Genomic DNA, 25,607 nt, shown 5'->3' on the forward strand with positions numbered 1-25,607 from the left:
CGGTGGAGCGGAGCGGTGTCAGCGGGAAGGCCGCCGCGGCGGTCCTGGTGACCATGGTGCTGTGGGCGTCGGCGTTCGTCGGCATCCGGTACGCGGGCGAGCACTTCGAGCCGGGGTCGCTCGCGCTGGGCCGGTTGCTGGTCGGCGCGGTCGCGCTCGGTGCGATCGCCGCGGTGCGCGGTGTCGGCGTGCCGCCGAGAGCGGCCTGGCCGGGGATCATCGGCTCCGGGCTGTCCTGGTTCGCGCTGTACATGGTCGCGCTGAACTGGGGTGAGCGGTACGCGGACGCCGGCACGGCCGCGCTGATCGTCGGTGTGGGCCCGATCATGGTGGCGTTCCTGGCCGGGTGGCTGCTGCGCGAGGGCTTCCCGGCCCGGCTGCTGGCCGGGCTCGCGATCGCGTTCGCGGGCGTGGCGGCGGTCGGGCTCGCCGACGGCGGTGGCGGCTCGACCACCCGCGGTGTGCTGCTGTGCGTGCTCGCGGCGGCGGGGTACGCGGTCGGGGTGGTGGCGCAGAAGCCCGCGCTGCGGCACGCGTCCGCCCTCCAGGCCACCACGTTCGGCTGCCTGGTCGGCGCGGTCGCGTGCCTGCCGTTCGGCGGGCAGCTCGTCGCCGACCTGCGCGACGCCCCGGCGAGCGCGACGATCTCGGTGGTGTACCTGGGGTTGCTGCCGACCGCGCTGGCGTTCTACACGTGGGCGTACGCGCTCTCCCACATGACCACCGGGACGCTCGGCGCCACGACGTACCTGGTGCCGGTGATCGTCGTGCTGATGTCGTGGGCGCTGCTGGACGAGGTGCCCGGTCTCGTGGCGCTCGCGGGCGGCCTGCTGTGCCTGGTCGGCGTCGCGGTGTCGCGCGGCAAGCCCAGGCCGGCCGTGCCTGCGGCGAGGGTGACCACGGGCGACGGGCGCGCGGCACCGTGACGACCGCCACCCGGTCGGCCGAGGTGAACCGGCCCACAGCGCACCGCTCGACGCGCCGTTCCGTCGGTCCCGCTCGGACACTGGAGGGGTGACCACCCAGCCGCTGATCTCGCCGACCCGCATCTACGTGGAGCCCGCCGCCGCGGACCTGCCGCGCGGGCGCGAGGTGCTCGACCGGTTCCCCGCCGCGGAGCGCGTCGAGGTCGACAGCCACTGGCGCATCCCCGAGCTGCACGGCGACGAGGCGAATGCCCGCCGTTGGGTGCGGATCAAGCAGGAGGCACTGGTGCTGGGGGTGAAGAAGTCGCTCGGCGCCCGGCCCAACGGGCGATCGGCGCACTTCATCGCACCGTCCACGGCCAACGGGTGCGCGATGGCCTGCGCGTACTGCTACGTGCCGCGGCGCAAGGGCTACTCCAACCCGGTCACGGTGTTCGCGAACATCGAGCAGATCACCGGCTACCTGGCCCGGCACGTCGCGCGGCAGGGACCGATGACCGAGCCCGGCCAGGTGGACGACGCGTCGTGGGTGTACGACATCGGGGAGAACTCGGACTGCTCGGTGGACGCGCTGGTCAGCGACAACGTGCGCGACCTGGTGGAGCTGTTCCGCGACCTGCCCACCGCCAAGGCGTCGTTCGCGACCAAGCACGTCAACCGCGACCTGCTCGACTGGGACCCGCGAGGCCGCACGCGGGTGCGGTTCTCCCTGATGCCCGAACGCACCGCGAAGCTCCTCGACATCCGCACCAGCCCGATCGCCGATCGGCTCGCCGCCCTGGACGACTTCCACGCCGCCGGGTACGAGGTGCACGTCAACCTCAGCCCGGTCGTCGTGCACGACGGGTGGTTGGACGACTGGCGCGAGCTGTTGGTGGCGCTGGGCGACGCGGTCCGGCCCGCCACCCGCGACCAGCTGGCCGCGGAGATCATCATGCTCACCCACAACCAGGCGTTGCACGAGGTGAACCTGCGCTGGCACCCCCGCGCCGAGGACGTCCTGTGGCGGCCCGACCTGCAGGAGGTGAAGCGCAGCGAGGGCGGCGGCGTCAACGTCCGCTACCGGCGGGGCCTCAAGCGCGGCCTGCTGGACGAGCTGCTGGACCTGATCACCCGGCACGCACCGTACCTGCGCGTCCGCTACGCGTTCTGAGGTCGACCGAGGGACCACCGGCGCGCGTCGAAGTCCCAGTCGTAGCGCGGCCGGCCCGCCGCGGAACGGCTCACGAACGGCTTGCCCCGATCGCTGATCTCCAGCACGCCGGAGCGCCCGGCGCTGGTCCAGTGCAGCTCGGCGAGCCACTCCACGTCCTGGTCGCCGAGCTCCAGGTCCACGGCGAACTGCTCCGGCTCCGCCTGGTGCACCACGTACGGGAACTCGCCGCTCTGGCCACGTGCCGAGTTCGGGACGACCGACACCCGGTCCCCGCCGCGCAGGTCGGCCCGGAACCACCTGGGCTCCAGCTTGTGGAACAGCTGCGGGGAGAACAGCTCGACACCCTCCGGAGGCCCCGAAGGAACGCGGGCTTGCACCGCGATGACCAGGTCGGTCAACACCACCGCCTGCGGGCGGACGCCCTCCACCAACAGCTTCAGCCGGGTGTTGTCCGACGGCTTGACCTCGTGGTCGGCCAGCCACCGGATGAATTCCCGCAGGTCTCCTCCCGGTGCCACCCGGCTGATCGGCCCGGCGACCACGTGGTGCATTCCGTATTGTTCCCTGGCCCACTCCAGCGAGGCCGTGACCATCAGCGGCAGCGCATCGGCGGGCATCCCCTGGCCGTCGCCGTGCACGATTACATCGCCGTGGATGTCACGCACCTGGATCACCACGGAGGCTTGACCGCTCATCTTGTTGCGAACGCCTTCCATGCCGGGACTCTATCGACGCCTCGGCACGGTCGTGGCCAAGCAGCAAATGGTCACCCCATTCAGCGACAGCACCTATTCGTCGCCCCGACCGCTCGTGAATCGGGCCGCGTCCGTTCAGACGTGCTAACACCCCCGTTCGGACCAGCGACACCAAGACATCGGGGTACCTCCCGAACCGGTCGGTCCACCGCCCGGAGCACCCGCCGACGACCGATGGAGGTTGTCGCCATGTCCACTGCCGTCGACACGAGCACGCGAGCGGGTCTCGTCGCGTTGGCCGACCAGCTCGCCGACCAGGTGGGGCGGACCGCCGAAGTCGACGGGGACGCGGTCGAGTTCACCCCTCCCCTGGAGGACTTCCTCGCCGCCGGAACACCGTTGCTGGTCGTCGGCGGGCCGGGGTCCGGCAAGTCGTTGCTGAGCGTCCGTTACCAGTACGAGGTGCTGCGACGGCGTGGCGCGGGCGAGCCGGTGCCGGTGGTCTTCCGGCTGGACACCTGGCACGCCGGGACGGGTGTGCGCGAGTGGGTGGAACGGCGGTTGGCAGCCGAGTGGCCGGTCGGGCGTGCGGCCGCGTCCGCGCTGGTCGACGCCGGCCTGGTGCACGTCATCGTCGACGGCGTGGACCGGCTCGCCGCCGGGCTGCGCACGCGGTTCGTGACCGAGGTGCGCGAGCTGGCGGTGCCGGTGCTGCTGACCAGTCGTCCGATCGACGTCGACGGCGCGATGCCGACCCTGACCCTCGACCCGCCACCGCTGCACGCGCTGTTGCGCCGCTGGCCCCGGATCGCCGACGAGGTCCGCGCCAACCCGTCGGGACCACTCGCGACGGCTCTCTCCGACCTGGTCATCAGGTTCGTGTTCGTGCAGACGTACTCGAAGCCGGGAGCCGACCCGTCGGGGCTGCTGGACCCGTCCGCGTTCGACGACGTCGCCAAGGTCGAGGAGCACCTGCTGGACGAACCGGCCGGCGAGGTCCGCTCCTGGCTGCGGGGCATGGCCCACTGGGCGCGCACCACCGGCGAGTCGGGTATCGCCTGGTGGCGGCTGCCCGAGCCGGTCCCGCGCTCGGCGTGGGTGGTCCTCGCCCTGCTGACCGGCGGGTTCGTCGCCTACCCCGTCTCAGGCTGGGGCACCGTGCTCGACCAGTCGTCGCCCGAGGACTTGCACGGGCTGTACCGAGTGCTGATCGGCGTGCTCATCGCGGTAGTGGTCGCGGCGGTCGTGCACCGGCCCGAACCGACGCTGCTCCCGGTGAAGTACGACCCGAGCGCCGTGAGGCCGAGGGGTTGGTTGTGGCTCGCGGGCGGTGGCTTGGGCGGTCTCGTGGCGGCCGGATCGTGGGTCTGGCTGAACGGGGACTTGCCGACGGCGTTGTCGATCCTCACGGCGTGCATCGGTGGTGGAGCCTTGATGTGGCTGCGCGGCAAGGTGGTCGTGGTGGAGGAGGATCACATGGACTCCCCGCGCACCGTAGTGCGGCAGGACGCGGCGGTTGCCCTCGTCCGCTTGGCCTGCGGGTTGGGCCTGACCATCGGCGTCACGGCGATCATCTCCGCGAGCTCGCGCGCCTCGGTGCACTTCGACGAGCAGTTGCCGCAGCTCTTCGCGGCTTTGGTCCTGTCCGGTGCGGCGTGGTCCGCCTCGGTGCGTTGCCTGGTCGCGTCGCTGCTGCCCAGGAGCGGTTCGTTGCTCTTCAGCCTGACTGTCCTGGGCCCTGCCGCGCCGCTGCTGCACCGGGAAGGTGGTGTGTACCGCTTCCAGGACGACTCGGTGCCGCGCACCTTGACGAAGGCGCGATTCGAGCAGATCGGCCTCGGCACGGCGAGGACGACAGCCCGGCAGATCTCGGCCATGCGCTACGACCTCGCCGACCACGCCTGCCGCCGGATGGGCGTCCCCGGCGTGCTCGACGGGGACCGGCTCCGCGAGTTCGTGGACGGGGTGGCCGCCGACATCGACATGCACGTCGACGCCCTCGTGGCGGCCACGGCCGGCGTTCGCCGGCAGTACCTCGCGGCCAGGGACCGCTACCGCGGTCGCGCGGTGCCGCGCCCGTGGGATTCCGCGGTCGACCTGGTCGAGATGTCCGGGTCCATCAGCGTCCTGGGCATCGTGGCGATCGTGCTCGCCGCCGAGATCACCACCTGGCGCGCCAGCGGGCTGGTCAGCGTCGAGATGGCGAGTCTGCTCTGCGCGGTGGTCATCGTGGTGGTCGTGTCCTGGTGGGTGCCGGGTGGCCGACCCGGCAATCCCTACCGGGGTGTCGGTCACCTGGTCTTCGGCCTGGTCACGGCGGGATCGCTGACGTTTCTCGCGGGCTTGCTCAGCACGGTGGAGGACGTCTCGCCCGCCGTCGTCGCCATCGGCGCGGTATCGGGTGTCGTGGCGCTGTGCTTCGCGCTGTTGGGAGCGCGGTTGAGAAAGCTGGTCACCGCCCTGTCGGTCGACGACCCGGCGAAGTGGCCGGTGCCGAAGACGCGGCAGCTCAGGGACCTGCGGCAGAGGGCCGTCCGAGCCCACGAGGCGTGGGTCCACGCCCTGGTCGAGGTCGGTGTGCGGCAGCTCGTGGCGGCGCGGCTCACCGGTGTCGGCCGCTCCTACCGCACCACGATGCCGCCGGCCGACGCCGTGCCCGGCCTCGGTGACGTGACCGAGGTCGCCCAGTACGTCCCGACCGACACCATGCACCGACTGGCCCACACCATGGACTCGTTGACCCGCGGGGCCATCGGCATCTGCGGTCCTCGGGGCGTGGGCAAGAGCACCGTGCTCAGGATGATCGGGAAGTTGGGTTTCGGCGCGCGCCTGGACGATCGGGCCCTGCTGGTCTCGGCGCCGACGAACTACGACTCACGGGAGTTCCTCGTCCACCTGTACGCGAAGCTGTGCACGTCGGTGCTCGACGTGGACGACGAGCCGCCGCCCCGGTGGTGGCGGTGGCGGCCGCTGCTCCTGACGCCGGTCGGCCTGCTGATCGCCCTGTGCGCCTGGCAGTGGCCGTGGCTGGTGGGTGCGGCCGGGTGGGTACCGCCGAACTGGCGGGGCTTGGCGGTGGCGGGGGGACTGCTGCTGGCCGTCATTCCGGTGTGGGTGCTGCGGAGGAGGTGGCAGGACCGGGGCGGCTTCGACGACCACGTCAAGCGCGAAGCGCGCCGGCGGCTCGAAGGTCTGCGGTTGGTGGACACCACGACCGTCACCCGCACCGCGGCCGTGAAGCCCCCGGGCGGGGCCGAGTTCGGCGGCTCCCACGCGCTGGCGCGTGCGGGCCGGGCGAAGACGCTGCCGGAACTGGTCGACGAGTTCGAGGCGTTCCTGCGGCTGCTCACGGACCAGAAGTCCGCACGCCGCGCGGGTGCCGGCTCCCCCGACGAGACGGCCGCGGCGGACCGGACCCGAGGGCGGATCGTGGTGTGCATCGACGAACTGGACAAGATCGGGTCGGCGGCCGAGGCCGAGCGGTTCCTCAACGACATCAAGGCGATCTTCGGCAGCACGCGGTGCTTCTTCCTGGTGACGGTCTCCGACGACGCGCTCGCCTCGTTCTCCGGCCGCTCGCTGACCGTCCGCACGGCGTTCGACTCCGCGTTCGACAGCGTCGTCCGGGTGCGGAGGTTCACGCTGGCCGACACCCGGCTGCTGCTGATGCAGCGGTCCGCGAAACTGCCCGAACCGTTCGTCTGGCTGTGCCACGCGCTGTCCGGCGGTCTGCCGCGCGACCTGAACCGGGTGGCGTACGAGCTGTACTACCTGCTCGACAAGGAGGACAAGCGCCGGCTCGCCGACGTTGCGCGCGCGTTGGTGGCCGCGGACCTCGAAGCGGTGTGCGAGAGCCTGGCGGCTCGGCTGACCGACCGGTTCGAGGCGTTCGCCATGCGGCTGCGGCAGCACATCGTCAACGCGCCGCGGGTCGAGGTGGACAGCGCCGCGCTGCGGGGGTACCGGCTGGCGGGTCCGCAACCCGGCGGCACGTCCGAGGACCTCATGCTGGTCAACGAGCAGTTCCGCGTCTACCTGCAGTACGCCGAGGCCGTGGTGCGGACGTTCTGCGAGCGCGGTGACGAAGTCGTGGCCCGGTTGGCGGGCACCGACGCCACCGAGGTGGAATCACTGGCGCTGACCCGCACCTGGCTCGCGGCGGACCCGGTCACGGCCACCGCCCACCTGCGGACCTGGCACGGGTTCGAGGATGCGTTCCCCGTGACCTCGCGATGACGGCCGATCAGCGAACCGCACCTTCGGGCCAGGGACCGGTGTTGCACGGGAACGTTTCGTCGTCCGTCGCGGACCCGGTGGGGTCGGTCACCGTCGCGCCGATGGTCACCACCTCGCCGAGCGCGCACTGGCCGAAGACGAACCCGCTGCCGTCCCAAGCGGGCACGTGGACGCCGTTGCGGGTCCAGGTGACGGTCATCGGCGAACCGCCGCTCCGGGCGGTGAAGCAGGAGAACCTGCCGCCGTACGTCTGGCAGACGACGTCGAGGGTCGGTGCGGCCACCGCCGGCGCGGGGGCGGCGACCATGATGACGGCGCCTGCCACTGCGAGCACTCGTGCCTTCACCGGCACCTCCCGGAATCGGCTGACCACACCGTAGCCGAGCGAAAGCGGAACGTGAACGTTTGCGGGGCATGATGACAAGCCTGGACGCCCCCGAGGCCGCTCGGATACCCGGTGAACGCCATGCGGCGGAGCCGGGTCGCAACGCCCTGGGGTGGCGTCGAGTTCGACCGGCTCCGCCGCACTGCCCGGGCTGCCTCCCCCCTGGGCACCCGGACGCTCCAACCGTTGCCGAGTCTCGCCGTACGCGTCCGACGTGTCATTGACCGCGGCCGCCGGCAGGTTGACCGCCCGCGACACTCGCGGTGGCCACGGCGTGCGCCCGGTACTCACCGGGCGGCACCCCGTAGGCGGCGCGGAACGTGCGGCTGAAGTGCGCGGGGTCGACGAAGCCCCAGCGGGCGGCGATCGCGTGCACCGACCGTGCCGCCAGCTCGGACTTGACGAGGTCCCGCCGGCAGCGTTCCAGTCGTTGGTGGCGTATCCAGCCGGTGACGGTGCGGCCGCGCTGCTGGAACAAGCGTTGCAGTGCCCGCACCGATATGTGGTGCGCCGCGGCCACCACGGCCGGCGTGAGCTTCGGATCGTGCAGGTGCCGCCGGATGAAGTCGTGGATCTGGGCCATCAGAGCACGTTCCGCGCTGTCGGCGGGAACGACCGGCGCAGCGTCGACCGCCTCGGCGACCAACGTCGTCACCAGGTCCGTCAGCACTTCGCCCAGCCGCACGGGGGTCGTGCCCTCGAACGCGTCGACATCCGCGGCGAGACCGGTGAGGAACTGCGCCAGCAAGCCGCTGACCCCCTGCCGACCGGACAGCGGAGTGCCGAACAGGAGCTCCAGGTCGTTGCGGCGAATCGGCATCCGCCCGAAAGGAATCGTCGCATGGGTGACGTTGTGCCCGTGCCCGTCGTCGGCGATGACGTAAGGACGCCAACTCCCGTAGAGGATCACATCTCCGGTGGAGCCTTCGGTAGCCACACCCGCCTGGTCGAATCGCGCCGCACCACGCTCCACCACCATGACGTGCACGACTTCGAGATCAGCGCGCCGGATCATCTTCTCGGAGCGCGTCACCCGGCACGGGGAGCACGCCACATTGCTGACCAGGACGTCCCCGAACGGTGATCCCCGTAATATGCCGCGGTAATCCCGGGGCTCGTCGCAGACGAACTCGATAGGTGTCGAGACGGTGCTCGAAACGAGTTCCCGCCACCTCTCGAACCGCTCTTCACGCAGGTAGTCCGAAGTGCGGATGAAGGTATCCACGCTCAACCCCCCGGTAGCAGTGCGCGTTTCTCGTGGGCTTGGACCTTGGTGCACTGTCGTCTTCCGCCATGCAGGAACCGTCACATCCCCCCGTGCTCCCCCGGGCGTTCCACTTGGCGAACGCGACCGCGGCACCGACCCGTGACGCGACACCGAGTTTCAGGATGATCCTGCGCGCGCGGTCGCTGGTTGTCCGCATCGGGCACGTACTGCGATATCGGTACGACGCCTGCCGCGACCCCCGGCCGCCGGCCGGACCTCCCGGTGACAGCAGAAACCCATGAGTCGCCCTCCAGTGTGAGGGCGTCGTCGCGGACCCACCAGGCTTACCACCGCCACCTCGCCGTTCCCACGGAACACGACGGGATCGCTGGTGGATGCGTTCCCGCCCACCGCGTCCAGGTCCCGGCTCCGCGCCCCTCCCCCGCGCCGAGACGCCCACACCGGCACGACCACCGGCACGACCGGCGTTTGTGCAGATGACAGCGATCCCACGGCGCCCACCGGCTTGGTCCCACACCATCATCGGCGGGCATGTCCGCCCGCCCGCCGCGCACCCGGACCGAACCGTCGACGTTCGTCCACTTCGGACTGCGATCGACCCGGAACGCCCACCCGTCCCCGAAATGTTTCGTGCAATCCCGACGGGGACAGCTCCCCACCAGCTACTTGACCGTTCAAGCACCCGGCAGTAGCTTCGGAATTGATCGAGCCGGCCATTCCGGAAGGGAACCATGGGCCTGAAGAGCACTGCCCTCGCCGCAGCGACGGCTTCCGGAACGGGAGGCGTGACCGCCCGGGAACTGCCCGCAGGGCGCGTTCTCCACTTGGCCCGGGGGTGCGCGTGAGGCAGCCGAAGGCACTGGTGGTCCGCGGCGGGTGGGAGGGTCACCGGCCGGTCGAGGCGACCGACTTGTTCATCCCGTTCCTGGAGCGCGGCGGCTACGCCGTGCGGGTCGAGGACTCGACCGAGGTGTACGCCGACGACGCCGAACTGGCCGACACCGACCTGGTCGTGCAGTGCGTGACGATGTCGCAGATCACCGACCGGGAGGTGGCCGGGCTGCGTGCGGCGGTCGAGGCGGGCACCGGTTTCACCGGCTGGCACGGTGGCATCGCGGACTCGTTCCGCGCCTCGTCGGACTACCTGCACCTGGTGGGCGGCCAGTTCGCGACGCACCCGGGCAAGCAGCCGGGCGAGCGCACGGGCCGGCCGGAGGACAACTACCTGCCGCACACCGTGAACATCACCGCACTCGGCCGTGAGCACCCGATCACCGCGGGCATCGAGGACTTCGAGCTGGTCACCGAGCAGTACTGGGTGCTGCACGACGACTTGATCGACGTGCTGGCCACCACGACCCACCCGGCCCCGGAGTGGCAGCCGTGGCGCCGGCCGGTCACCTCCCCGGCCGTCTGGACCCGGCAGTGGGGCGCCGGGCGGATCGTCGTGACGACCCCCGGGCACAGCCTGGACGTGCTGGAACACGCCGACGTCCGCACCGTCATCGAGAGGGGAATGCTGTGGGCGACCCGCACCGCGTCGGCGTCGTAGGCCTCGGGGTCATCTCCCGCGCGTACCTGGACACACTCGGCGCCCACCCGGCGGTGCGCATCACGGCGGTCGCCGACCTCGACGCCGCCCGGTCGGCCGCGGTCGCCGCCGAGCTCCCGGACGCCGCCGCGGTGCACGTCGAGGACCTGCTCGACGGTTCGGACGTCGACACCGTGCTCAACCTCACCACTCCCGCGGCCCACGCCGGGATCGCGCTGCGCGCCCTCGACGCGGGCAAGAACGTGTTCGGCGAGAAGCCCCTCGCCGTGACGTTCGAGGAGGGCCGGGCGATCGTCGACCGGGCCGCCGCGGCCGGCGTCCGGGTGGGCTGCGCCCCCGACACCGTCCTCGGCACGGGCACGCAGACCGCGCGCGCCGCGATCGACGGCGGGCTCATCGGGCGTCCGCTGTCCGCGTCGGCCGTGATGGTCACGCCGGGGCACGAGCGCTGGCACCCCAACCCCGACTTCTACTACGCCGAGGGCGGCGGTCCCCTGATGGACATGGGGCCGTACTACATCGCCGCGCTGGTCCACCTCCTCGGCCCGGTGCGCGCGGTGATCGGCATGGCGAGCCGGCTGCGCGACGAGCGCGTCATCGGGTCCGGCCCCAGGGCGGGTCAGCGGATACCGGTCGAGGTGGCGAGCCACGTCTCCGGCGTGCTCGAACACGCCAACGGCGCGCTCTCCACCATCACGACCAGCTTCGACGGCGTGACCACCACCACCGCGCCGATCGAGGTGCACGGCGAGACCGGCACCCTCGCGGTCCCGGACCCCAACCACTTCGACGGCACGACCCGGCTCTTCCCGCTGGGCGGGACCGAGTGGCGGGAACTGCTCCCGAGCGCGGGCTACGCCGGCGCCGGCCGCGGCATCGGCCTGCTCGACCTGATCACGGCCCGCGGACAACACCCCCCGCGCGCAGGCGGCGAACTCGCGTTGCACGTGCTCGAAACGATGACCACCGTGCTCCGCGCCGCGGACGAAGGGCGGAGGATCGCCCTGACGACCACGGTCGAACGCCCGGCGCCGGTTCCGCTCACCCCGGCGGAGGAGTGGGCCACCAGGCGCTGACGACGCCCCGCGACCGAATACGAAAAATTTCGCAACACCCACCGGGTCCTCCTACACCCCCGGCCTTCCTCGCGCCGGAACCGATCGAGGGTCTCAGTGAATTCTGAGATCCGGTCGCTAGCGTCGGGGAAAGCGTTTCCACACCAGTTCAGGAGGGATTCGGTGAGAGTGATGCCTCGGATCGCCAGATCGGCGCTCACCCTGGTCTCGGTGCTCCTGCTGTCCCTGGTCGGCTCATCGGCCGTCGCGTCGGCGCGGCCGGCCTCGCAAACCCACACGTGGCACCTGGAGAACTTCGGCGCCCCACAACGGATGTGCGTCCAGTACGGCCCCGACGGGAGGATCCACCAGTCCTACTTCATCTTCGCGGTCACCGGGAACTGGTCCACCGACCTCGACTTCGGGATGCGCGACCTGCCGCCCGGCTGGACCGCCACGGAGTACCACATCCCGCCGGGCTCGAACTACCCCGACCCCGACGACGGTGCGGTCACGATCAACGGGTTCATCCTCGTTGCGGGATCCGCGACGGTGCCGTTGGCGAAGTACCGCGCGCAGATATGGGTCTCGGACGGGACCGTGACCGAAACCCATCCGGCCGACATCGTCGTCACCACCGCGTCCTGGGTCGATTGCATGCAAGGGCGGGGGTGAACCCCGGTCGCCAGGCCGTGTTCGGCCGTGGTGCAGCCACCCGTTGATGGCGGCGATGTGGCTGGTGGCCTGGCAGGGGTGGCATTGCCGGTAGACGTGCACGTCGAAAGCGAGTGTTCGTCCACTGCGGGAGTCTCCGGTCTCGCGGTGGACGACCTGGGTCGCGTTCGCGATCGACCGGAGTGCGGCTGGTTGGCGGCGTCGCGCGGAGCGTGGCCACCGCGATAATCGTCCAGCGGGAATTGTCCAGCGGTGCTCTCGACTCCGCGCAACGGGCGGCCGTACCGGGGCTGGAGCCCGTGCCCGGCGTGGTCGGTTACCGCTGTGGCGGCCCCGTAGCTCGTCCGGGCCGTTCGACGGGCTGCCAGGACAACGCCTCAGCAGTTCGGCGTCGTCCGCCGCGTGCACGACCGGCAGCGCGGCGCTCGCCTCGCTGTCCCGCCGGTTGCAACGTCGCCCGTCGGCAAGCGTCCGCTCGCTCGGGCGCGAGAGGAGTTGTCATGGAAGAGAAGACGGATCTGTCGAGGCGCGCGTTCCTCGGGATGAGCGCGCTGGGCGTGCTCGGTCTCGCCGGGTGCGGGGGCGGTCCCGCCGCGCCGCAGGTCGACGTCCAGGTGCCCCAGGCGCTGCTCGACCAGGCGGCGTCGCTGCGCGGCGGGTCGGTGGGCATGCTCTCGCAGAAGCTCTACTCGGAGGCCGCCAACCAGGCGCTGGACCGGTCGCTGCAGGCGTTCGCGCAGGCCACCGGTACCACGGTCCGCAACGACCTGGTCTCCGGCGACGCGGGCGACATGGTCGCGAAGATGGACACCGAGGTGAAAGCGGGCACCACCCGCGACCTGGCCTTCATGAGCGACCGGCGGTTCGTCGGCCAGCTCCACAACCTCGGCGCCCTCACCGACGTCACCGACGTGGTCGAGGAGATGCGCGCGCTCTACGGGGAGCCCTCGACGGAGGCGACCAACTTCTGCGTGTTCGGCGGGCGCTGGTACGCGATCCCGTACCACTTCATCGCGGCCGCGATGTACCTGCGCAAGGACTGGTACGAGGAGAAGGGCCTCCCGCTCAAGCCCCACTACACGTGGGAGGAGTTACGCGACAACGCGTTGGAGGTCTCCGACCCGGCGAAGCGGCGCTACGGCTGGGGTCTCACGGTGAACCGCTCCGGCGACGCCAACGGCTTCATCGCGAACGTCATCAACTGCTACGGCGGTGCGATCGCGGACAACACCGGCACGAAGGTGGTGTTCAACTCGCCGGAGACGGTCGCCGCGGTCACGTTCATCGGCGACATCTACACCAACCCGAAGTACGCGCCGATGCTGCCGCCCGGGGTCGGCAGCTGGACCGACTCCAGCAACAACGAGAACTGGCTGGCCCAGATCCTGGGGCTCACGCTCAACCAGTTCAGCGTCTACGCCGACTCGAAGACCAAGAACAACCCGGTCTACGCCAACACGCACCCGTTCAACGGCGCCACCGGACCGGCGATCGACCGGCCGCTCGCGTACGGCGAGTCCAACTCGTTCGTCGTGTTCAAGGGGGCGAAGAACCCCGACCTCGCCAAGCTGGTGGCGAAGTTCATGGTCGGCGGGAGCGCGCTGCTCGGCGTCGCGAAGGGCGCACCGTGCCTGGTCAACCCCGCGTGGGACAAGGTGTGGGACTCCGACCCGTACTACACCAGCGGTGACCCGGCCTTCCCCGCGCTGCGGGAGCAGACCCGCACGCCGCTCCCACTGGTCACCAAGACCGGCTACGCCTTCCCCCAGGCCCCGAGCCCCGGCGAGCAAGCCGCCACCGCCGCCTACCTGCTGACCGACATGATGCAGTCGGTCATCCAGGGCACCCGGCCGGCCGACGCCGTCGCCGCGACCCACGCCCGGATCGTCCAGGTCTTCGAGCAGCAGGGCTTCAAGCAGTGACCCTCCTGCGGCCGCGGCCGGCGCCGGCCAGTCCGGCGTCGAGCGCGTCGTCCTCGCTCACCTCGTCGCAGCGCCTGCTCGGACGCGACTGGCGCCTCGCCGCCGTGTTCATCGGGCCGACGCTGTTGCTGGTCGCAAGCCTGATCCTGTTCCCGATCGTCAGTTCGATCTTCACCAGCACCACGGAGCGCCACGGCGCGGAGACGGTCTTCGTCGGGCTGGACAACTACATCGACCTCGTCGACGACACCGTGTTCCACAAGGGCGTGCTCAACTCGTTCGTCTTCACCGCGTACGCCGAGATCTTCAAGGTGACCCTCGGTCTCATCGCGGCGTTGATGCTGCACCACATGCGGCGCGGCCGGACGATCCTCGCCGGGGTGATCCTGCTGCCGTGGGTGGTGCCGACGGTCGTCACGGCCTTCACGTGGCGGTCCTTGTTCGACCCGATCTTCGGCAGCATCAACGTCCTGCTGACCGACTCCGGGATCGGGCCCGCCCTCGCCGCGATCGGGCTCGTCGACAAGTGGCCCGCGGAGTGGCTGTCCGACCCGGCGCTCGCGATGCCGGCCGTCATCCTGGTCAACGTCTGGAAGGGGATCCCGTTCTTCACGGTGACGTTCCTGGCCGGGCTCAAGGCCATCGACGGCGGTCTCTACGAGGCGGCGGTGGTGGACGGCGCCTCGCCGTGGCAGCGCTTCGTGCACATCACGCTGCCGGGACTGCGCAACATCATGATCGTGACGGTGTTGCTGTCGTCGATCTGGACGTTCAACAACTTCGACCTGATCTGGCTGATGACCCAGGGCGGGCCGGGGGACGCGACCGCCCCGTACGTGATGGTGGCCTACTCCAAGGCCATCCAGCAGCTGCAGCTGGGCGCGGGCGCCGCGGTCACGCTGGTGATGCTGCCGATCATCGGCATCCTCGTGGTGATCCTCGTGCGGATGATGCGACGCAGCGACCTGCCGGGCGCGGGCGACCTGGGGCGCAGGCGGCTGACTCCCGCGCAGCGCCGGGCGCTGCCGTGGGTGGTCGTCGCGGGCTCGGTGCTCGTGCTGGTCTGGGCGTCACCGCAGATCGTGTGGAAGGCCGCGCTCGTGCTCGGCGTGTTCGTGGTGCTCGCGGCCGCCGTCGGACGGGTCGTCTCCGCGCTCGCCGCGCGCGGCAACCGGACGGCCGCGCGCCTGGTCAGCGGCACCGGCACGGGGATCGCGCTCGTCGGCCTGCTGGGCTTCGTGCTCATCCCGATCTACTGGATGACGATCACGGCCTTCAAGTCCGACGACCAGATCGTCGCGCGCACCGACGACCTCTGGCCGACCCCGTGGAGCACCGAGCAGTTCACCAACCTGTTCACCGGCAGGGCGTTCGGCACCTGGTACGTCAACACGATCCTGGTGTCGGTGGCGTCCACCGTGATCGCCCTGGTCTGCGCGGCGCTGGCCGGCTACGCGCTGGCGCGGCTGAGGTTCCGGGGTTCGGAGAGCTTCACGGTCACGATCCTGCTCACCTACGTGATGCCGGGCGCGCTGCTGTTCATCCCGCTGTACCAGATGATGAGCGGGATCGGGCTCAACGACTCGTTGTGGTCGCTCGTGCTCGCCTACCCCACGTTCACCCTGCCGTTCGCGACGTGGCTGCTCGTCGGCTACTTCAAGTCGATCCCGGCCGACCTGGAGGAGGCCGCGCTGGTCGACGGCTGCACGCGGTTCGGGGCGTTCATCCGGATCGTGCTGCCGCTGGCCAAACCGGGTCTGCTCGCGGTCGCGCTGTTCACGCTCACCAACGCGTGGAACGAGTTCCTGTTCGCCTTCGTGTTCATCACCAAGGACGACTACAAGACGCTGCCCGTCGGCATGCAGTCGATGATCTTCGGTGACGTCGTGCCGCAGGGCCAACTGGCCGCCGCCTCACTACTGATCAGCATCCCGGTCGCGGTCATGTACGGGCTGGGGCAGCGCTTCCTGACCGAGGGCCTCACCGCGGGGGCGGTGAAGGGATGAGCGTGCGCGCGACCGGGCGACCGGGGTCCGCCGCTCGACGGACCCCGGTGGTCGGCGGGTCGCGCGGGATCAGGCTCGGGGCAGGGTGAAGATCAGGCCCTGGCTCAGGTTCGACCAGCTGCCTCGCACGTCCACGGTGACGACCTTCGCCCGGTGCTGCTTGTCCGGCGTCAGCCCGGTGATGGTCGCCTGCTTCTCCGTGACGAAGACGACGTGCCCGCCGTCCAGGTACACGTCGTAGCCCGCGGTCGGGTTCCACCAGGAGCGGGCGTCCCAGGCCAGTGTCACGGACGTCGGCGTCGCCGAGACCACCCGCAGCTCGGTCGGGCGCAGCGGCCGGTCGAAGTGGGCGGCCTGCGCCTGGATGGTGCCCAGCACGTCGTTCTGCGCCGGGTCGTGGGAGCAGGACGCGGTGATCGTGCCGAGGGGTGTGCCGTCGGCGCGTTCGGGGCGCAAGTTCAGCGTCAGGTCGTCCACGTGCAGGTCGTAGGCGCCCGGCGTACCCAGGTACTGCGCCGGGAAGGCACCTGCGGCCCGCACGGCGGTGCTGCGGACGTCGGTGATCCAGATGGGCGCGAGGGTGAACGCGGCTTGGGTGGTCCGCGTCCCGTCCGGGCCGGTGATCGTCGCGTCGAGCGTCGCGGTGCTGTCGCCGTCCAGGCGCACCCCGCTGCCCACCGGCAGGGCCGGGCGCAGCTCGCGCAGGTCGAGGTCCACGTCGATGTGGGCGTAGTTGCCGCTGGGGGCGCTGTTCGGGCCCGCGCCCTCGTCCGGCAGGCCGCCGACGACCCACACGGTCATCCCGACGGTCGGTCCGGGAGAGGTCGTGCAGGTGTAGCTCATCCGCACCGCGGTCGTCTGCGCCGACGCCGGACCCGCGGCCCCCGTCAACGCCCCGGCGGCCACCAGGACCGATGCCAGGGACAGGGCGGTGACGCGGAACGTGTTCCATCTCTTGCGCAACTGAACGTCCCCTCCGTGGTCACTCGCCCACCGACAGTATTCCTCGTCTCACGGTCGGTGTGCGTGGACCATTCAGTCGCAGTGGGTGGCGGAGTCGTGGTGCCGGACGGGGTTGGCGAGGCGGTGGTCGGGCTGTTCCCCCACCACCTCGCGCACGCGCCGGGCGGTGGGTGGACCGTTCAGGCGCGGCCATTCGCGTGACGTGATCGGGGATCGCTATCGGCCCATACCGCACCGGTTTTGGGAGGGAGTTGACCTGCGTCGTCCCCGCGCGGAACTGTTTGCGTATTTTGCCGACCACGAACCGCGGGGGAACGCTGTGCACCACTTATCGTTCGGGATCACGTTGGCTACTCCGGCCACGCACGACGCGCTCGTCGAGTCGTGCCGCGCGGCCGAGGGGTACGGGTTCGACTCCGTGCTGGCCGTCGACCACCTCGGGCCGAATCGGACGTCGCCGTTCTCGGTGTTGAACCTCGCCGCCCAGGTCTCGCCCACCCTCCAGGTCGGCACCTACGTGCTCAACGGCGCCTTCTGGAACTCGTCGGTGCTGTCCAGGGAGGTGCAGACCGTGCAGCGGATGAGCGGCGGGCGGCTGCAGCTCGGGATCGGCGCCGGGATCATCAAGCAGGAGTTCGACCTGGCCGGCATCCCGTGGACGCCGATGGACGCGCGGGTCGAGCACGTCGGCTCGCTGCTGGACGACCTGCGCAAGCAGCTCGACGCGGAAACCGACGTCGAGCACCCGCCGGTGCTGATCGGCGGCACCGGTGACCGCATGCTGCGCTTGGCCGCCGAACGCGCCGACGTGGTCAGCGTGGGCGGCATCAAGCACATCAAGGGCAAGCCGACGGGGAACTTCCGCGTCATCGGCTGGGACGAGACCGAGGAGCGCGTGGCGTTCGTGCGGGACGCGGCCGCGGGGCGCGACGTCACGCTCAACGCGTTCGTCCAGGTCGTCGAGCTGACCGACGACCGGGAGGCGGCGGCCGCGCGGATCGCGGCGGACTGGGAGCTGACGGCGGAGGTCGTGCTCGACTCGCCGTACATGCTGATCGGCACCGCGGACGAGATCGCGGCGCAGGTCGCGGCCTCCCACGCCCGGTTCGGCTTCACGTCGTTCAGCGTGCAGCGGCCGTACCTCGACGCGCTGGGGCCGTCGATCGCGCTCGCCCGCGCCGCGGCCGCATGACGGGCGCGAAGGGCGGTCGGCTGACCGTCGGTCAGGGCACCGCCATGTACGTCGGGGCGGTGCTGGGCACGGGTGTCATCGCGCTGCCCGCGCTGGCGGCCGACATGGCGGGTCCGGCGTCGCTGCTGGCGTGGCTGGCGCTCGTGCTGCTCTCGGCCCCGCTGGCGGCGACGTTCGCGGCGCTGGGCTCACGGCACCCGGACGCGGGCGGCGTGTCGACCTACGCGCGGCTGGCGTTCGGCGAGCGCCTGTCCGCCGTGGTCGGCTGGTGCTTCTACTTCGCCGTGCCGCCGGGCACCACGGCGGCGGCCCTGTTCGCCGGCGCGTACGTCGAGCAGGCCGTCGGCGGCGGGCAGTGGACGGTCGTGGTGACCGCACTGACGCTGCTGACCAGCATGGCCGTGACGAACTGGATCGGCCTGCGCGCCTCGGGCGCGGTGCAGTTCGTGCTGGCCGCGCTCCTGGTGTTCCTGGTGCTCGGCTCGGTGCTGCTGGCCGTGCCGCACGTCGACATGGGCAACCTGACCCCGTTCGCGCCGCACGGCTGGCTCGCCATCGCGCCTGCCGCGGGCCTGCTGGTGTGGAGCTTCGCCGGGTGGGAGGCGATCACCCACCTGGCGCAGGAGTTCCGCCACCCGGCGCGTGACCTGCCGCGCGCCACGGGCATCGCCGTGGCGATCGTGGGCCTGCTGTACCTGTCGGTGGCGTTCGCGATCATCGCGGTGCTCGGCCCGGCCGCCGCCGATGGCGAGGCCCCGCTGGGCCAGCTGATCGCGCGCACGGTCGGCGGCGACGTGAAGGTGGTGGCGGCCGTCGCGGCGGTGCTGCTGACCATCGGGTCCATCAACGCCTACATGGCCTCCGCGTCGAAGCTGAGCGCGGCGCTGGCGCGGGACGGCGCGTTCCCGCACCGGCTGTCCGGCGGCGCGGTCGCGGGCGAGGTGCCCCGGCGCAGCCTGGTGGTCGTGGTGGCGCTGTGCTACCTGTCCCTGGCGGTGGCCATCGGCACGGGCACCGGCGCGAAGCTGCTGGTCCTGCTGACGACCGGGCAGTTCGTGGCGGTGTACCTGATCGGCACGGCGGCGGCGTTGAAGATCCTGCCGACGCGGTCGCCGGCGTGGTACGCCGCGCTGGTGGCGTTCCTCGGCGTGGTGGGGCTGACGGTCGCCACGGCGGTGTACATGCTGTGGCCGCTGGTGGTGACCGTGACGGCGCTGCTGTTCCTGCGGTGGAACCGGAAGCGGCGCCAGGACCCGGTGGAGGAAGTCGTCAAGTGACGCCGACGTCCGGGGTCGCCGCGACGGGCGGCGACCCCGGACCACGTCACACGGTGCCGGTGAACCGGTCGTCCAGGTAGGCGATCTTGGCCTGCTCGTCCCGGTCGGAGTAGAGGTAGCGGATCCACGCCTGCTGCTCGTGCAGCAGCGCGCCCATCTCCCACACGCAGAGCACCTCGCGGTGCTTGCCCTGCTCCAGACGGCGGTAGCTGTCGTGCTGCTTCACGTCCCGGATGTAGACGGTCTCCCACATCTCGTTCTCACGCCGCCAGGTGCAGACGATGAGGAAGTAGAAGTCGCCGCGGCACAGGTGGTGGATGACGAAGCCGAGGTCGCCGGAGATGTCCAGTTCGCCGGAGGCCACCTCCTCGCGCAGGAACGCCTTGCCCTCCTCGCGCAGCCCGGGGTCCACCACGTCCTGCGGCTCGCGCACCTCGTACCACTTCAGGTGCGCGTCGGGCAGGGCGAGGTCGTGCTCGGGGAGCGCGATGACGTCCTTGGCGTAGTGGCGGTAGTCGTCGTCGACGTTGGCGATGGCCGCTAGGTGCGACAGGTTCCTGGTCACCGGCGGAATCCTAGTGCCGTGACCGGCGGGCCACGCCGGGTCTTCGGGGGTTCGACGGGGCGCCGCACGGCACTAGGCGAACGCGCCGGGCTCGGACAGCAGCTTGACCGTGCTCTCCGGCACGGGCACCAGCGCCGTGCTGTAGTCGGCCATCATCTCGCCGACCGGGCCGTCGAACTCGGCCCACTCGGGCTGCTCGTACAGCGAGCCCGCCAGGCGGACGCGCTCGTCCAGGCCGGGGAACGCGCGCACCAGGTGCCACTCGTCCTCGTCCAAAGGGGACGGTCCGAACGCGAGCACGGTGATGCCGATGCGGCGCATGAGCGGGATGGTGCCGTCCCGGCTGATGCGGTCGAACTCGGCTCGGGTGCCGGGCTTGAGCTTGAACACGCGGGTCTCCAGCAGCCAGGGCTCGGTCATGTCGGGCACTCCAAGGACGCGGCGGTACGCCGTAGTGGGTTTGGGGTGCGCGCAGCTGGGGCGGGCCGAACGCCGGGCTCGCGGACGTTTCTACCGACGACCACGCCGGCGCGCAAGGGGCCGACTAGGGTGCCGCGTCGTGAAACCGGATCTGACCACCCTGCGCGCCGCCGTGTCCGAGTTCGGCGGCTTCACCACCCCGGAGAAGTCCTGGACGGTCCTGACGGCCGCCACCGCACCGGCGTTCGACCTGGGCGTCGCGGCGCACCGGGAGGCCGCGCACGTGTGGCTCAACGCGTGGGGCTGCCGCATCCGCACGCCCCGCCCCGGTGAGCCCCGCGTGCTCGACGAGAGCCTGGCTGCCTGGTGGGAGACGTGGTGTGACGTCCTGCCGACCACCGGGACGTGGCTCGCCGACCTCACCGACGAACAGGTGGCACGGCTGGCCGACGGCTTCGCCGCGCTGTCGGCGAGCACGGCGGCGGCCACGCCGCGCGGCACCCGGACGCTGGGGCCGACGGCGGCGTCCAAACTGCTGTTCGCGTTGCGGCCCAACAGCCTGCCGCCGTGGGACAACATGATCGCCGACCGGCTGCACGGCGGTCGGGACGGCGCGGCGTACCGGGCGCACCTGCTGCTCACCCGCGGCTGGGCGGCCGACCTGCTGGCCGAGGCGGGGGTGCCCGAACCCGAGCTGCTCGACGACCTCGGGCGACCGGGCCGCTCGCTGGCGAAGGTGATCGACGAGTACTGCTACCTGGCCTTCACCCGCGGCTGGACGGCGCCGCGCCGGGGCGTCACGGCCGACGACGTGCGCCGGATCGCCCGGGCACTCCCCCGCACGGAGGAGGCGTTGGTCCGGGACCGGGTCAAATTCCGCATCGGGCGCATCGTGTACCTCGCCCTGGCACCCGACGAGCTGACCATGGGATTTGCGTTCCCCAGGGAGGAGCGGGCGGCGCTGATTGCCTCGGACCCCGACAAATTCCATCCTCCGGTGCCGTCGGACGAGCGGTACAACTGGGTTCGGGCGACCCTGTCTCGATTGGACGAAGCGGAGTTGACCGAGTTGGTGGTAGACGCCTGGCGAATGTGCGTCCCGAAGCGCGTCGCGCGTGAGTACCTGGGACGATAGGCGGACGGACACCGCCGGACGGGCGAACGGACGCCTCCGGGAAGCTGCCCGAGCGGGGTCATCAGGATTTCTTGGGTAGGCCCTATAAGGGAACCGAATTGGGCCGTTGACGCCGCAGAAGTCGTGTTTACGATCCTCCCTACCAAGCAGGAGGGGTCGCCGCATGGCCAGTTTGACTCGTTACGAAGCAGCCGCCCGGGGCGCTTTGTTGGAGATCGGCTCGTATCACGTGGACCTGGACCTGACCGGCGACGGGAAAGTATTCCGGTCGACGACGAAAATCGCGTTCGCCGCCGGGGCGGGCGGGTCCACCTTCGTGGACGTCAAGCCGGAGGCCCTCCTGGAAGCCCGGCTCAACGGCCGTGAGCTGGACGTGTCCGCCCTGGTCGACGGCCGGTTGCCGTTGACCGGGCTGGCCGCCGCCAACGAGCTGGTCGTCGTCGCCGAGATGGCGTACTCACGGGAGTCGAAGGGCCTGCACCGCTACGTCGACCCGGCCGACGACCAGGTGTACGTGTACGGAGCGGTGTTCCTCGACCACGCTCCGCGCATCTTCGCCTGCTTCGACCAGCCGGACCTCAAGGCGCCGTTCACGTTCGACCTCACCGTTCCCGACGAGTGGACGGTGCTGGGCACGGGTGCGGCCACGAAGGTCTCGGCCGGGCGCTGGCGGGTCGTGCAGGAGGTGGCGCAGGCGACCTACCTGACCACGGTCGTCGCCGGGCCGTACGCCTCGTTCGAGACCGTGCACGACGGCGTGCCGCTCGGCGTGCACTGCCGGGCGTCGGTGGCCGAGGCGCTGGAGGCCGACATCCGGGAGGTGTTCGACGTCACGGCCCAGTGCCTGGACGAGTTCCACCGCCTGTTCGGCGTGCGCTACCCGTTCGGCCGGTTCGACCAGGTCTTCGCGCCGGAGTTCAGCTACCTGTCGCTGGACCACCCCGGTTGCGTGCTGCTCAAGGAGCTGTACCTGTTCCGCACGCCCGCGCCGCGCAGCGAGCACGAGACCCGCGCGGTGGTCATCGCGCACGGCCTGTCGCTGATGTGGTGGGCGGGCCTGGTGACCAACAAGTGGTGGGACGACCTGTGGCTGGGCCAGGCGTTCGCCGACTACCTGGCGCACCGGGTGCCCAGCGAGGTCACCGAGTTCACCGGCCCGCTGACGACGTTCTCCGCCCGCCGCAAGGGCCAGGCTTACACGGCCGACCAGCGGCCCTCGACCCACCCGGTGTGGATCGACGGCGCGGACGCCATGTCGGCGCTGCTGGACCTGGACCGGATCTCGTACTTCAAGGGCTCCTCGGCGTTGCGGCAGCTCGCGCACCACATCGGCGACGACGCGATGCGCGAGGCGCTGCGGATCTTCTTCGCCCGGCACGCGTACGGCGCGGCGACGTTCGCGGACTTCAACGCGGCGATCGGCGAGGCCGTCGGCCGGGACATGACCGACTGGGCGGACCGCTGGCTCGGCACCGCGAACGTCACCACGCTGGCGCCGGAGCTCACCGTCGAGGACGGTGTGATCACGTCGTTCGCCGTGACGCAGACCGCGCCGGACACGCACCCGGTGCTGCGGCCGCACACCATCGACATCGGCCTGTACGGCGACACCCACGAGACGATCCGCGTGACCGTGGACGGCGCGCGCACCGAGCTGCCCGAGCTGGTGGGCCGCGCGGCCCCGAAGTTCCTGCTGCTCAACGAGAACGACCTGACCTACGCGAAGATCCGCTACGACGACGCGTCGCGCCGGGCGCTGCCCGAGGTGCTGCCGGCGCTCGCGCCGATCGACCGCGCGATGGTGTGGGCGCAGCTGTTGCAGGGCGTGGTGGACGGTGCCGTGCCGGCGACCGACCACCTGGACCTGGTGACGCGGATGCTCGGCTACGAGACCGAGCTGTCGATCGTGATCGAGGTGCTCGAACAGGCCCGCATCGACGTGGCCGACCGGCTGCTGGACCCCGAGCTGCGACCCGGCCTGCTCAAGGCCGTGGCGGACGCGGCCCGCGACCGGCTCTCCCGCGTCACGCCGGAGGACGAGCTCGGGCTGGCACTGGCGCGCGGTCTGGTGGAGTTCACCTCCGACACCTCGGAGCTGCGCGGCTGGCTGGACGGCGTGCCGCTGCCGGCCGGGCTGGAGCTGGACGCCGACCTGGCGTGGCGGGTGCGCTACCGGCTCGCGGTGCTGGGCGCGTTCACCGAGGCGGAGATCGCCGAGGCGTACGCGGCGGACCCGAGCACGCACACCGAGCAGTTCGCGGTGAAGGCGCGGGCGGCGATCCCGACGGTCGAGGCCAAGCAGGCCGCGTGGGCCGCGATCACCACCGACGCCGAGCTGTCGAGCTACCGCCTGTGGTCCACCGCCGAGGGGTTCTGGCAGCCCGAGCAGCGGGAGCTGACCGCGCCGTACGTGGCCCGGTTCTTCACCGAGATCGCGGACGTCGCGCGGTTGCGCGAGGACAAGGTGCTGGACACGCTCGTGCTGTGGCTCTACCCGCGCTACGCCGCCGAGCCGGCCACGATCGAGGCGGCCGAGGAGCTGTTCGCGCGCGACGACCTGCCGCTGCCGCTGCGCCGACGGGCCGCGGACCTGACCGACGACCTGCGCCGCGCCGTGCACGCGAGGCACGGGTGAGAGCCGCGGTGGTCGGCGGTGGCGTCGCGGGCGCCGCACTGGCCTGGCGGCTGCGGACCGCCGGCGCGGACGTGACGGTCTACGCGCCGGGCGCCGCCGACGCCTCGGGGGCCTCCGGCGGGCTGGTGCGCGGGTTCGAGGTGGACGAGGGCGCCGCGCGGGACGCGGCCGAGTCGCTGGCCGAGCTGCGTGCCGACGAGCGGGTCCGGGACTGGGCGGGGTACCGGGAGACCGGGTCGGTGTACGTGACGGCCGAGGACGTGACGCCGTCCGTGGCCGCCGTCGAGGCGGTGCTGCCGGGTTCGGCGTCCGTCGTGGACGGTGTCGAGCTGGCGCGGCGCTTCGGGTTCCGGGACCTGCCCGAGGCGGCGGCCGGCGTCGTGGAGCGGCACGCCGGGCACTTCTCCCCCGACCGGTTCCGCGCGCACGCGCTGCGGTGGCTGGCCGGGCACGGCGGCGACGTCCGGACCGAGCGGGTTGCCGAAGTGCTGCCCGGCCCGGCGGTTCGGACTTCCGCCGGCGTGACGGCGTTCGACGCGGTGGTCGTCGCGGCCGGCGCGTGGACGCCGCGGCTGGTCGGCGGCGAGCCGTTGCGGGCCAAGCACATCCAGTACGGCCTCTACCGGCTGCCGATCCCGTGCGCGGCGTCGTTCGTGGACGACCGGACCGGCCTGTACGGGCGGCCGGACCGGGACGGCACCTTCCTGCTGGGCATGGGGTCCGACCGCTGGGACGTCGACCCCGACGGCGTGACGCCCGACCACGACCTGGCCGCGCGGGTGCTCGACACGGCCCGGCGCCGGTTCGGCGTCGCGGGCGGCGAGGTCGTGGCGGACCGCGTGGTGGCGTCGTTCGACTGCTACCGCTCACCGGGCGGGCTGCGCCTGGTGGACGCGGGCGACGGGGTGTCCACGTTCACCGGCGGCAGCGGCGGTGCGGCGAAGACCGTGCTGGCGGCGAGCCGGCGGGCGGCGGCGGAGCTGGTGGCGTCGTGATCCTCGGCATCGACCACGTCGGGCTGCTCACGGCGGACCCCGAGGGGGTGGGCGCGCTGCTCGCCGTGCTCGGGCTGTCCAAGGTGGATGGCGGCGTCGCGGACGACTACGGCGTCTCGTGCGACTTCTGGCAGGTGGGCGCGGACCTCGCGGCCCCGGCCGTGGAGGTGGTCGCGCCGGCGCGTGAGGACTCGGCGGTCGCGGGGCGGCTCGCGCGCGGACCCGGGCTGTACCACCTCGCGTTCGAAGTGGACGACCTGGGCGCCGAAGCGTCCCGCTTGCGCGCCAACGGTTTCGCGCTCGTGGACGCGGAGCCGTGCCGGGGGGCGCGGGAGGGGATGGCGGTGCAGTACCTGTACGCGCCCAAGCCCGCCGGCGTGCTCGTGGAACTGGTGCACTACGCCACCGCGCGCCGGGGCCTATCGCAGCCATCGGGAATCCCAATCGGCACACCGCCGAAAAGCGGTCTATGAATATTGCTTCCGCCGCGCGGGCGGTAAATAATTAACGGAGACGGTGAGCCACTCACCGAGCAATCCGACCGACTGGGCTCGTCGCCTCCAGGATTGCTTTCACCGCACCATCCACG

20 protein-coding genes are annotated in these 25,607 nt (G+C 71.4%); 14 read left to right on the forward strand and 6 right to left on the reverse strand.

Annotation, left to right across the window (positions count from 1 at the left end; genetic code table 11):
- Positions 1-2: 2 nt before the first annotated feature.
- Positions 3-926 carry a DMT family transporter gene (locus ACYVLT_RS06560; protein ID WP_461119184.1) on the forward strand — a complete coding sequence of 308 codons (924 nt, stop codon included), beginning with the start codon at positions 3-5 and terminating at the stop codon, positions 924-926.
- 88 nt (positions 927-1,014) lie between these two features.
- The gene (locus ACYVLT_RS06565; protein ID WP_461119185.1) at positions 1,015-2,079 is read left to right on the forward strand and encodes a spore photoproduct lyase family protein; all 1,065 of its coding nucleotides are present in this window, start codon (positions 1,015-1,017) and stop codon (positions 2,077-2,079) included.
- On the opposite strand, the gene ACYVLT_RS06570 is transcribed toward ACYVLT_RS06565, so the two are convergent.
- A complete protein-coding gene (locus tag ACYVLT_RS06570) occupies positions 2,067-2,798 on the reverse strand; it encodes a hypothetical protein (protein ID WP_461119186.1) in 732 nt (243 codons plus the stop codon). The two genes, ACYVLT_RS06565 and ACYVLT_RS06570, sit on opposite strands and share 13 nt — an antisense overlap.
- Before the next feature lie 228 nt (positions 2,799-3,026).
- Between ACYVLT_RS06570 and ACYVLT_RS06575 the strand changes: the two genes are divergently transcribed.
- Positions 3,027-7,013, forward strand: coding sequence for a hypothetical protein (locus tag ACYVLT_RS06575; RefSeq protein WP_461119187.1), 3,987 nt, complete (start codon positions 3,027-3,029; stop codon positions 7,011-7,013).
- Positions 7,014-7,020: 7 nt separating this feature from the next.
- On the opposite strand, the gene ACYVLT_RS06580 is transcribed toward ACYVLT_RS06575, so the two are convergent.
- Together ACYVLT_RS06580 and ACYVLT_RS06585 are read right to left on the reverse strand one after the other, a co-directional pair.
- Positions 7,021-7,347, reverse strand: a complete 327-nt coding sequence (locus ACYVLT_RS06580) for a hypothetical protein (protein WP_461119188.1) — start codon at positions 7,345-7,347, stop codon at positions 7,021-7,023.
- Positions 7,348-7,615: 268 nt separating this feature from the next.
- Positions 7,616-8,623 (reverse strand): helix-turn-helix domain-containing protein, encoded by a 1,008-nt coding sequence (locus ACYVLT_RS06585; protein WP_461119189.1) that lies wholly within the window; start codon positions 8,621-8,623, stop codon positions 7,616-7,618.
- An 844-nt stretch (positions 8,624-9,467) separates the two neighbouring features.
- Between ACYVLT_RS06585 and ACYVLT_RS06590 the strand changes: the two genes are divergently transcribed.
- From ACYVLT_RS06590 to ACYVLT_RS06610, 5 genes are all read left to right on the forward strand, one after another.
- Positions 9,468-10,178, forward strand: coding sequence for a ThuA domain-containing protein (locus tag ACYVLT_RS06590; protein ID WP_461119190.1), 711 nt, complete (start codon positions 9,468-9,470; stop codon positions 10,176-10,178).
- Positions 10,148-11,254 carry a Gfo/Idh/MocA family protein gene (locus tag ACYVLT_RS06595; protein ID WP_461119191.1) on the forward strand — a complete coding sequence of 369 codons (1,107 nt, stop codon included), beginning with the start codon at positions 10,148-10,150 and terminating at the stop codon, positions 11,252-11,254. Before ACYVLT_RS06590 ends, ACYVLT_RS06595 begins: the two co-directional genes overlap by 31 nt.
- A 171-nt stretch (positions 11,255-11,425) precedes the next feature.
- Positions 11,426-11,908 (forward strand): DUF5980 family protein, encoded by a 483-nt coding sequence (locus ACYVLT_RS06600; protein WP_461119256.1) that lies wholly within the window; start codon positions 11,426-11,428, stop codon positions 11,906-11,908.
- 500 nt (positions 11,909-12,408) lie between these two features.
- Positions 12,409-13,830: an extracellular solute-binding protein gene (locus ACYVLT_RS06605; protein ID WP_461119192.1), complete on the forward strand. Its 1,422-nt coding sequence runs from the start codon at positions 12,409-12,411 to the stop codon at positions 13,828-13,830.
- The gene (locus tag ACYVLT_RS06610; protein WP_461119193.1) at positions 13,827-15,836 is read left to right on the forward strand and encodes an ABC transporter permease; all 2,010 of its coding nucleotides are present in this window, start codon (positions 13,827-13,829) and stop codon (positions 15,834-15,836) included. The genes ACYVLT_RS06605 and ACYVLT_RS06610 overlap by 4 nt, the downstream gene beginning before the upstream one ends.
- A gap of 69 nt (positions 15,837-15,905) precedes the next feature.
- Here the strand turns inward: ACYVLT_RS06610 and ACYVLT_RS06615 are convergent, their stop codons facing one another.
- A complete protein-coding gene (locus ACYVLT_RS06615) occupies positions 15,906-16,799 on the reverse strand; it encodes a DUF6801 domain-containing protein (protein WP_461119194.1) in 894 nt (297 codons plus the stop codon).
- Positions 16,800-17,118: 319 nt separating this feature from the next.
- On the opposite strand from ACYVLT_RS06615, the gene ACYVLT_RS06620 reads away from it, so the two are divergent.
- Together ACYVLT_RS06620 and ACYVLT_RS06625 are read left to right on the forward strand one after the other, a co-directional pair.
- Positions 17,119-17,991 (forward strand): TIGR03621 family F420-dependent LLM class oxidoreductase, encoded by an 873-nt coding sequence (locus tag ACYVLT_RS06620; RefSeq protein WP_461119195.1) that lies wholly within the window; start codon positions 17,119-17,121, stop codon positions 17,989-17,991.
- Positions 17,988-19,268: an APC family permease gene (locus ACYVLT_RS06625; RefSeq protein WP_461119196.1), complete on the forward strand. Its 1,281-nt coding sequence runs from the start codon at positions 17,988-17,990 to the stop codon at positions 19,266-19,268. Before ACYVLT_RS06620 ends, ACYVLT_RS06625 begins: the two co-directional genes overlap by 4 nt.
- A 46-nt stretch (positions 19,269-19,314) precedes the next feature.
- Here the strand turns inward: ACYVLT_RS06625 and ACYVLT_RS06630 are convergent, their stop codons facing one another.
- Both ACYVLT_RS06630 and ACYVLT_RS06635 read right to left on the reverse strand, forming a co-directional pair.
- Complete coding sequence (locus ACYVLT_RS06630) at positions 19,315-19,833, reverse strand: hypothetical protein (RefSeq protein WP_461119197.1); 519 nt, start codon at positions 19,831-19,833, stop codon at positions 19,315-19,317.
- 72 nt (positions 19,834-19,905) lie between these two features.
- Positions 19,906-20,253 (reverse strand): hypothetical protein, encoded by a 348-nt coding sequence (locus tag ACYVLT_RS06635; RefSeq protein WP_461119198.1) that lies wholly within the window; start codon positions 20,251-20,253, stop codon positions 19,906-19,908.
- 757 nt (positions 20,254-21,010) lie between these two features.
- Here ACYVLT_RS06635 and ACYVLT_RS06640 point away from each other — a divergent pair.
- From ACYVLT_RS06640 to ACYVLT_RS06655, 4 genes are all read left to right on the forward strand, one after another.
- Positions 21,011-21,388 carry an MmcQ/YjbR family DNA-binding protein gene (locus ACYVLT_RS06640; RefSeq protein WP_461119257.1) on the forward strand — a complete coding sequence of 126 codons (378 nt, stop codon included), beginning with the start codon at positions 21,011-21,013 and terminating at the stop codon, positions 21,386-21,388.
- Between the two features lie 163 nt (positions 21,389-21,551).
- Positions 21,552-24,023: an aminopeptidase N gene (gene pepN / locus ACYVLT_RS06645; protein WP_461119199.1), complete on the forward strand. Its 2,472-nt coding sequence runs from the start codon at positions 21,552-21,554 to the stop codon at positions 24,021-24,023.
- Positions 24,020-25,018: an NAD(P)/FAD-dependent oxidoreductase gene (locus tag ACYVLT_RS06650; protein WP_461119200.1), complete on the forward strand. Its 999-nt coding sequence runs from the start codon at positions 24,020-24,022 to the stop codon at positions 25,016-25,018. Before pepN ends, ACYVLT_RS06650 begins: the two co-directional genes overlap by 4 nt.
- Complete coding sequence (locus tag ACYVLT_RS06655; RefSeq protein WP_461119201.1) at positions 25,015-25,491, forward strand: VOC family protein; 477 nt, start codon at positions 25,015-25,017, stop codon at positions 25,489-25,491. Before ACYVLT_RS06650 ends, ACYVLT_RS06655 begins: the two co-directional genes overlap by 4 nt.
- Positions 25,492-25,607 lie beyond the last annotated feature (116 nt).

Source organism: Saccharothrix stipae (assembly GCF_054781895.1).

Coding starts and splice junctions, on each gene's coding strand:
- ACYVLT_RS06570 (WP_461119186.1), bottom strand. CDS start 2,798: ATGGAAGGCGTTCGCAACAAGATGAGCGGTCAAGCCTCCGTGGTGATC.
- ACYVLT_RS06575 (WP_461119187.1), top strand. CDS start 3,027: ATGTCCACTGCCGTCGACACGAGCACGCGAGCGGGTCTCGTCGCGTTG.
- ACYVLT_RS06600 (WP_461119256.1), top strand. CDS start 11,426: ATGCCTCGGATCGCCAGATCGGCGCTCACCCTGGTCTCGGTGCTCCTG.
- ACYVLT_RS06605 (WP_461119192.1), top strand. CDS start 12,409: ATGGAAGAGAAGACGGATCTGTCGAGGCGCGCGTTCCTCGGGATGAGC.
- ACYVLT_RS06625 (WP_461119196.1), top strand. CDS start 17,988: ATGACGGGCGCGAAGGGCGGTCGGCTGACCGTCGGTCAGGGCACCGCC.
- ACYVLT_RS06635 (WP_461119198.1), bottom strand. CDS start 20,253: ATGACCGAGCCCTGGCTGCTGGAGACCCGCGTGTTCAAGCTCAAGCCC.
- pepN (WP_461119199.1), top strand. CDS start 21,552: ATGGCCAGTTTGACTCGTTACGAAGCAGCCGCCCGGGGCGCTTTGTTG.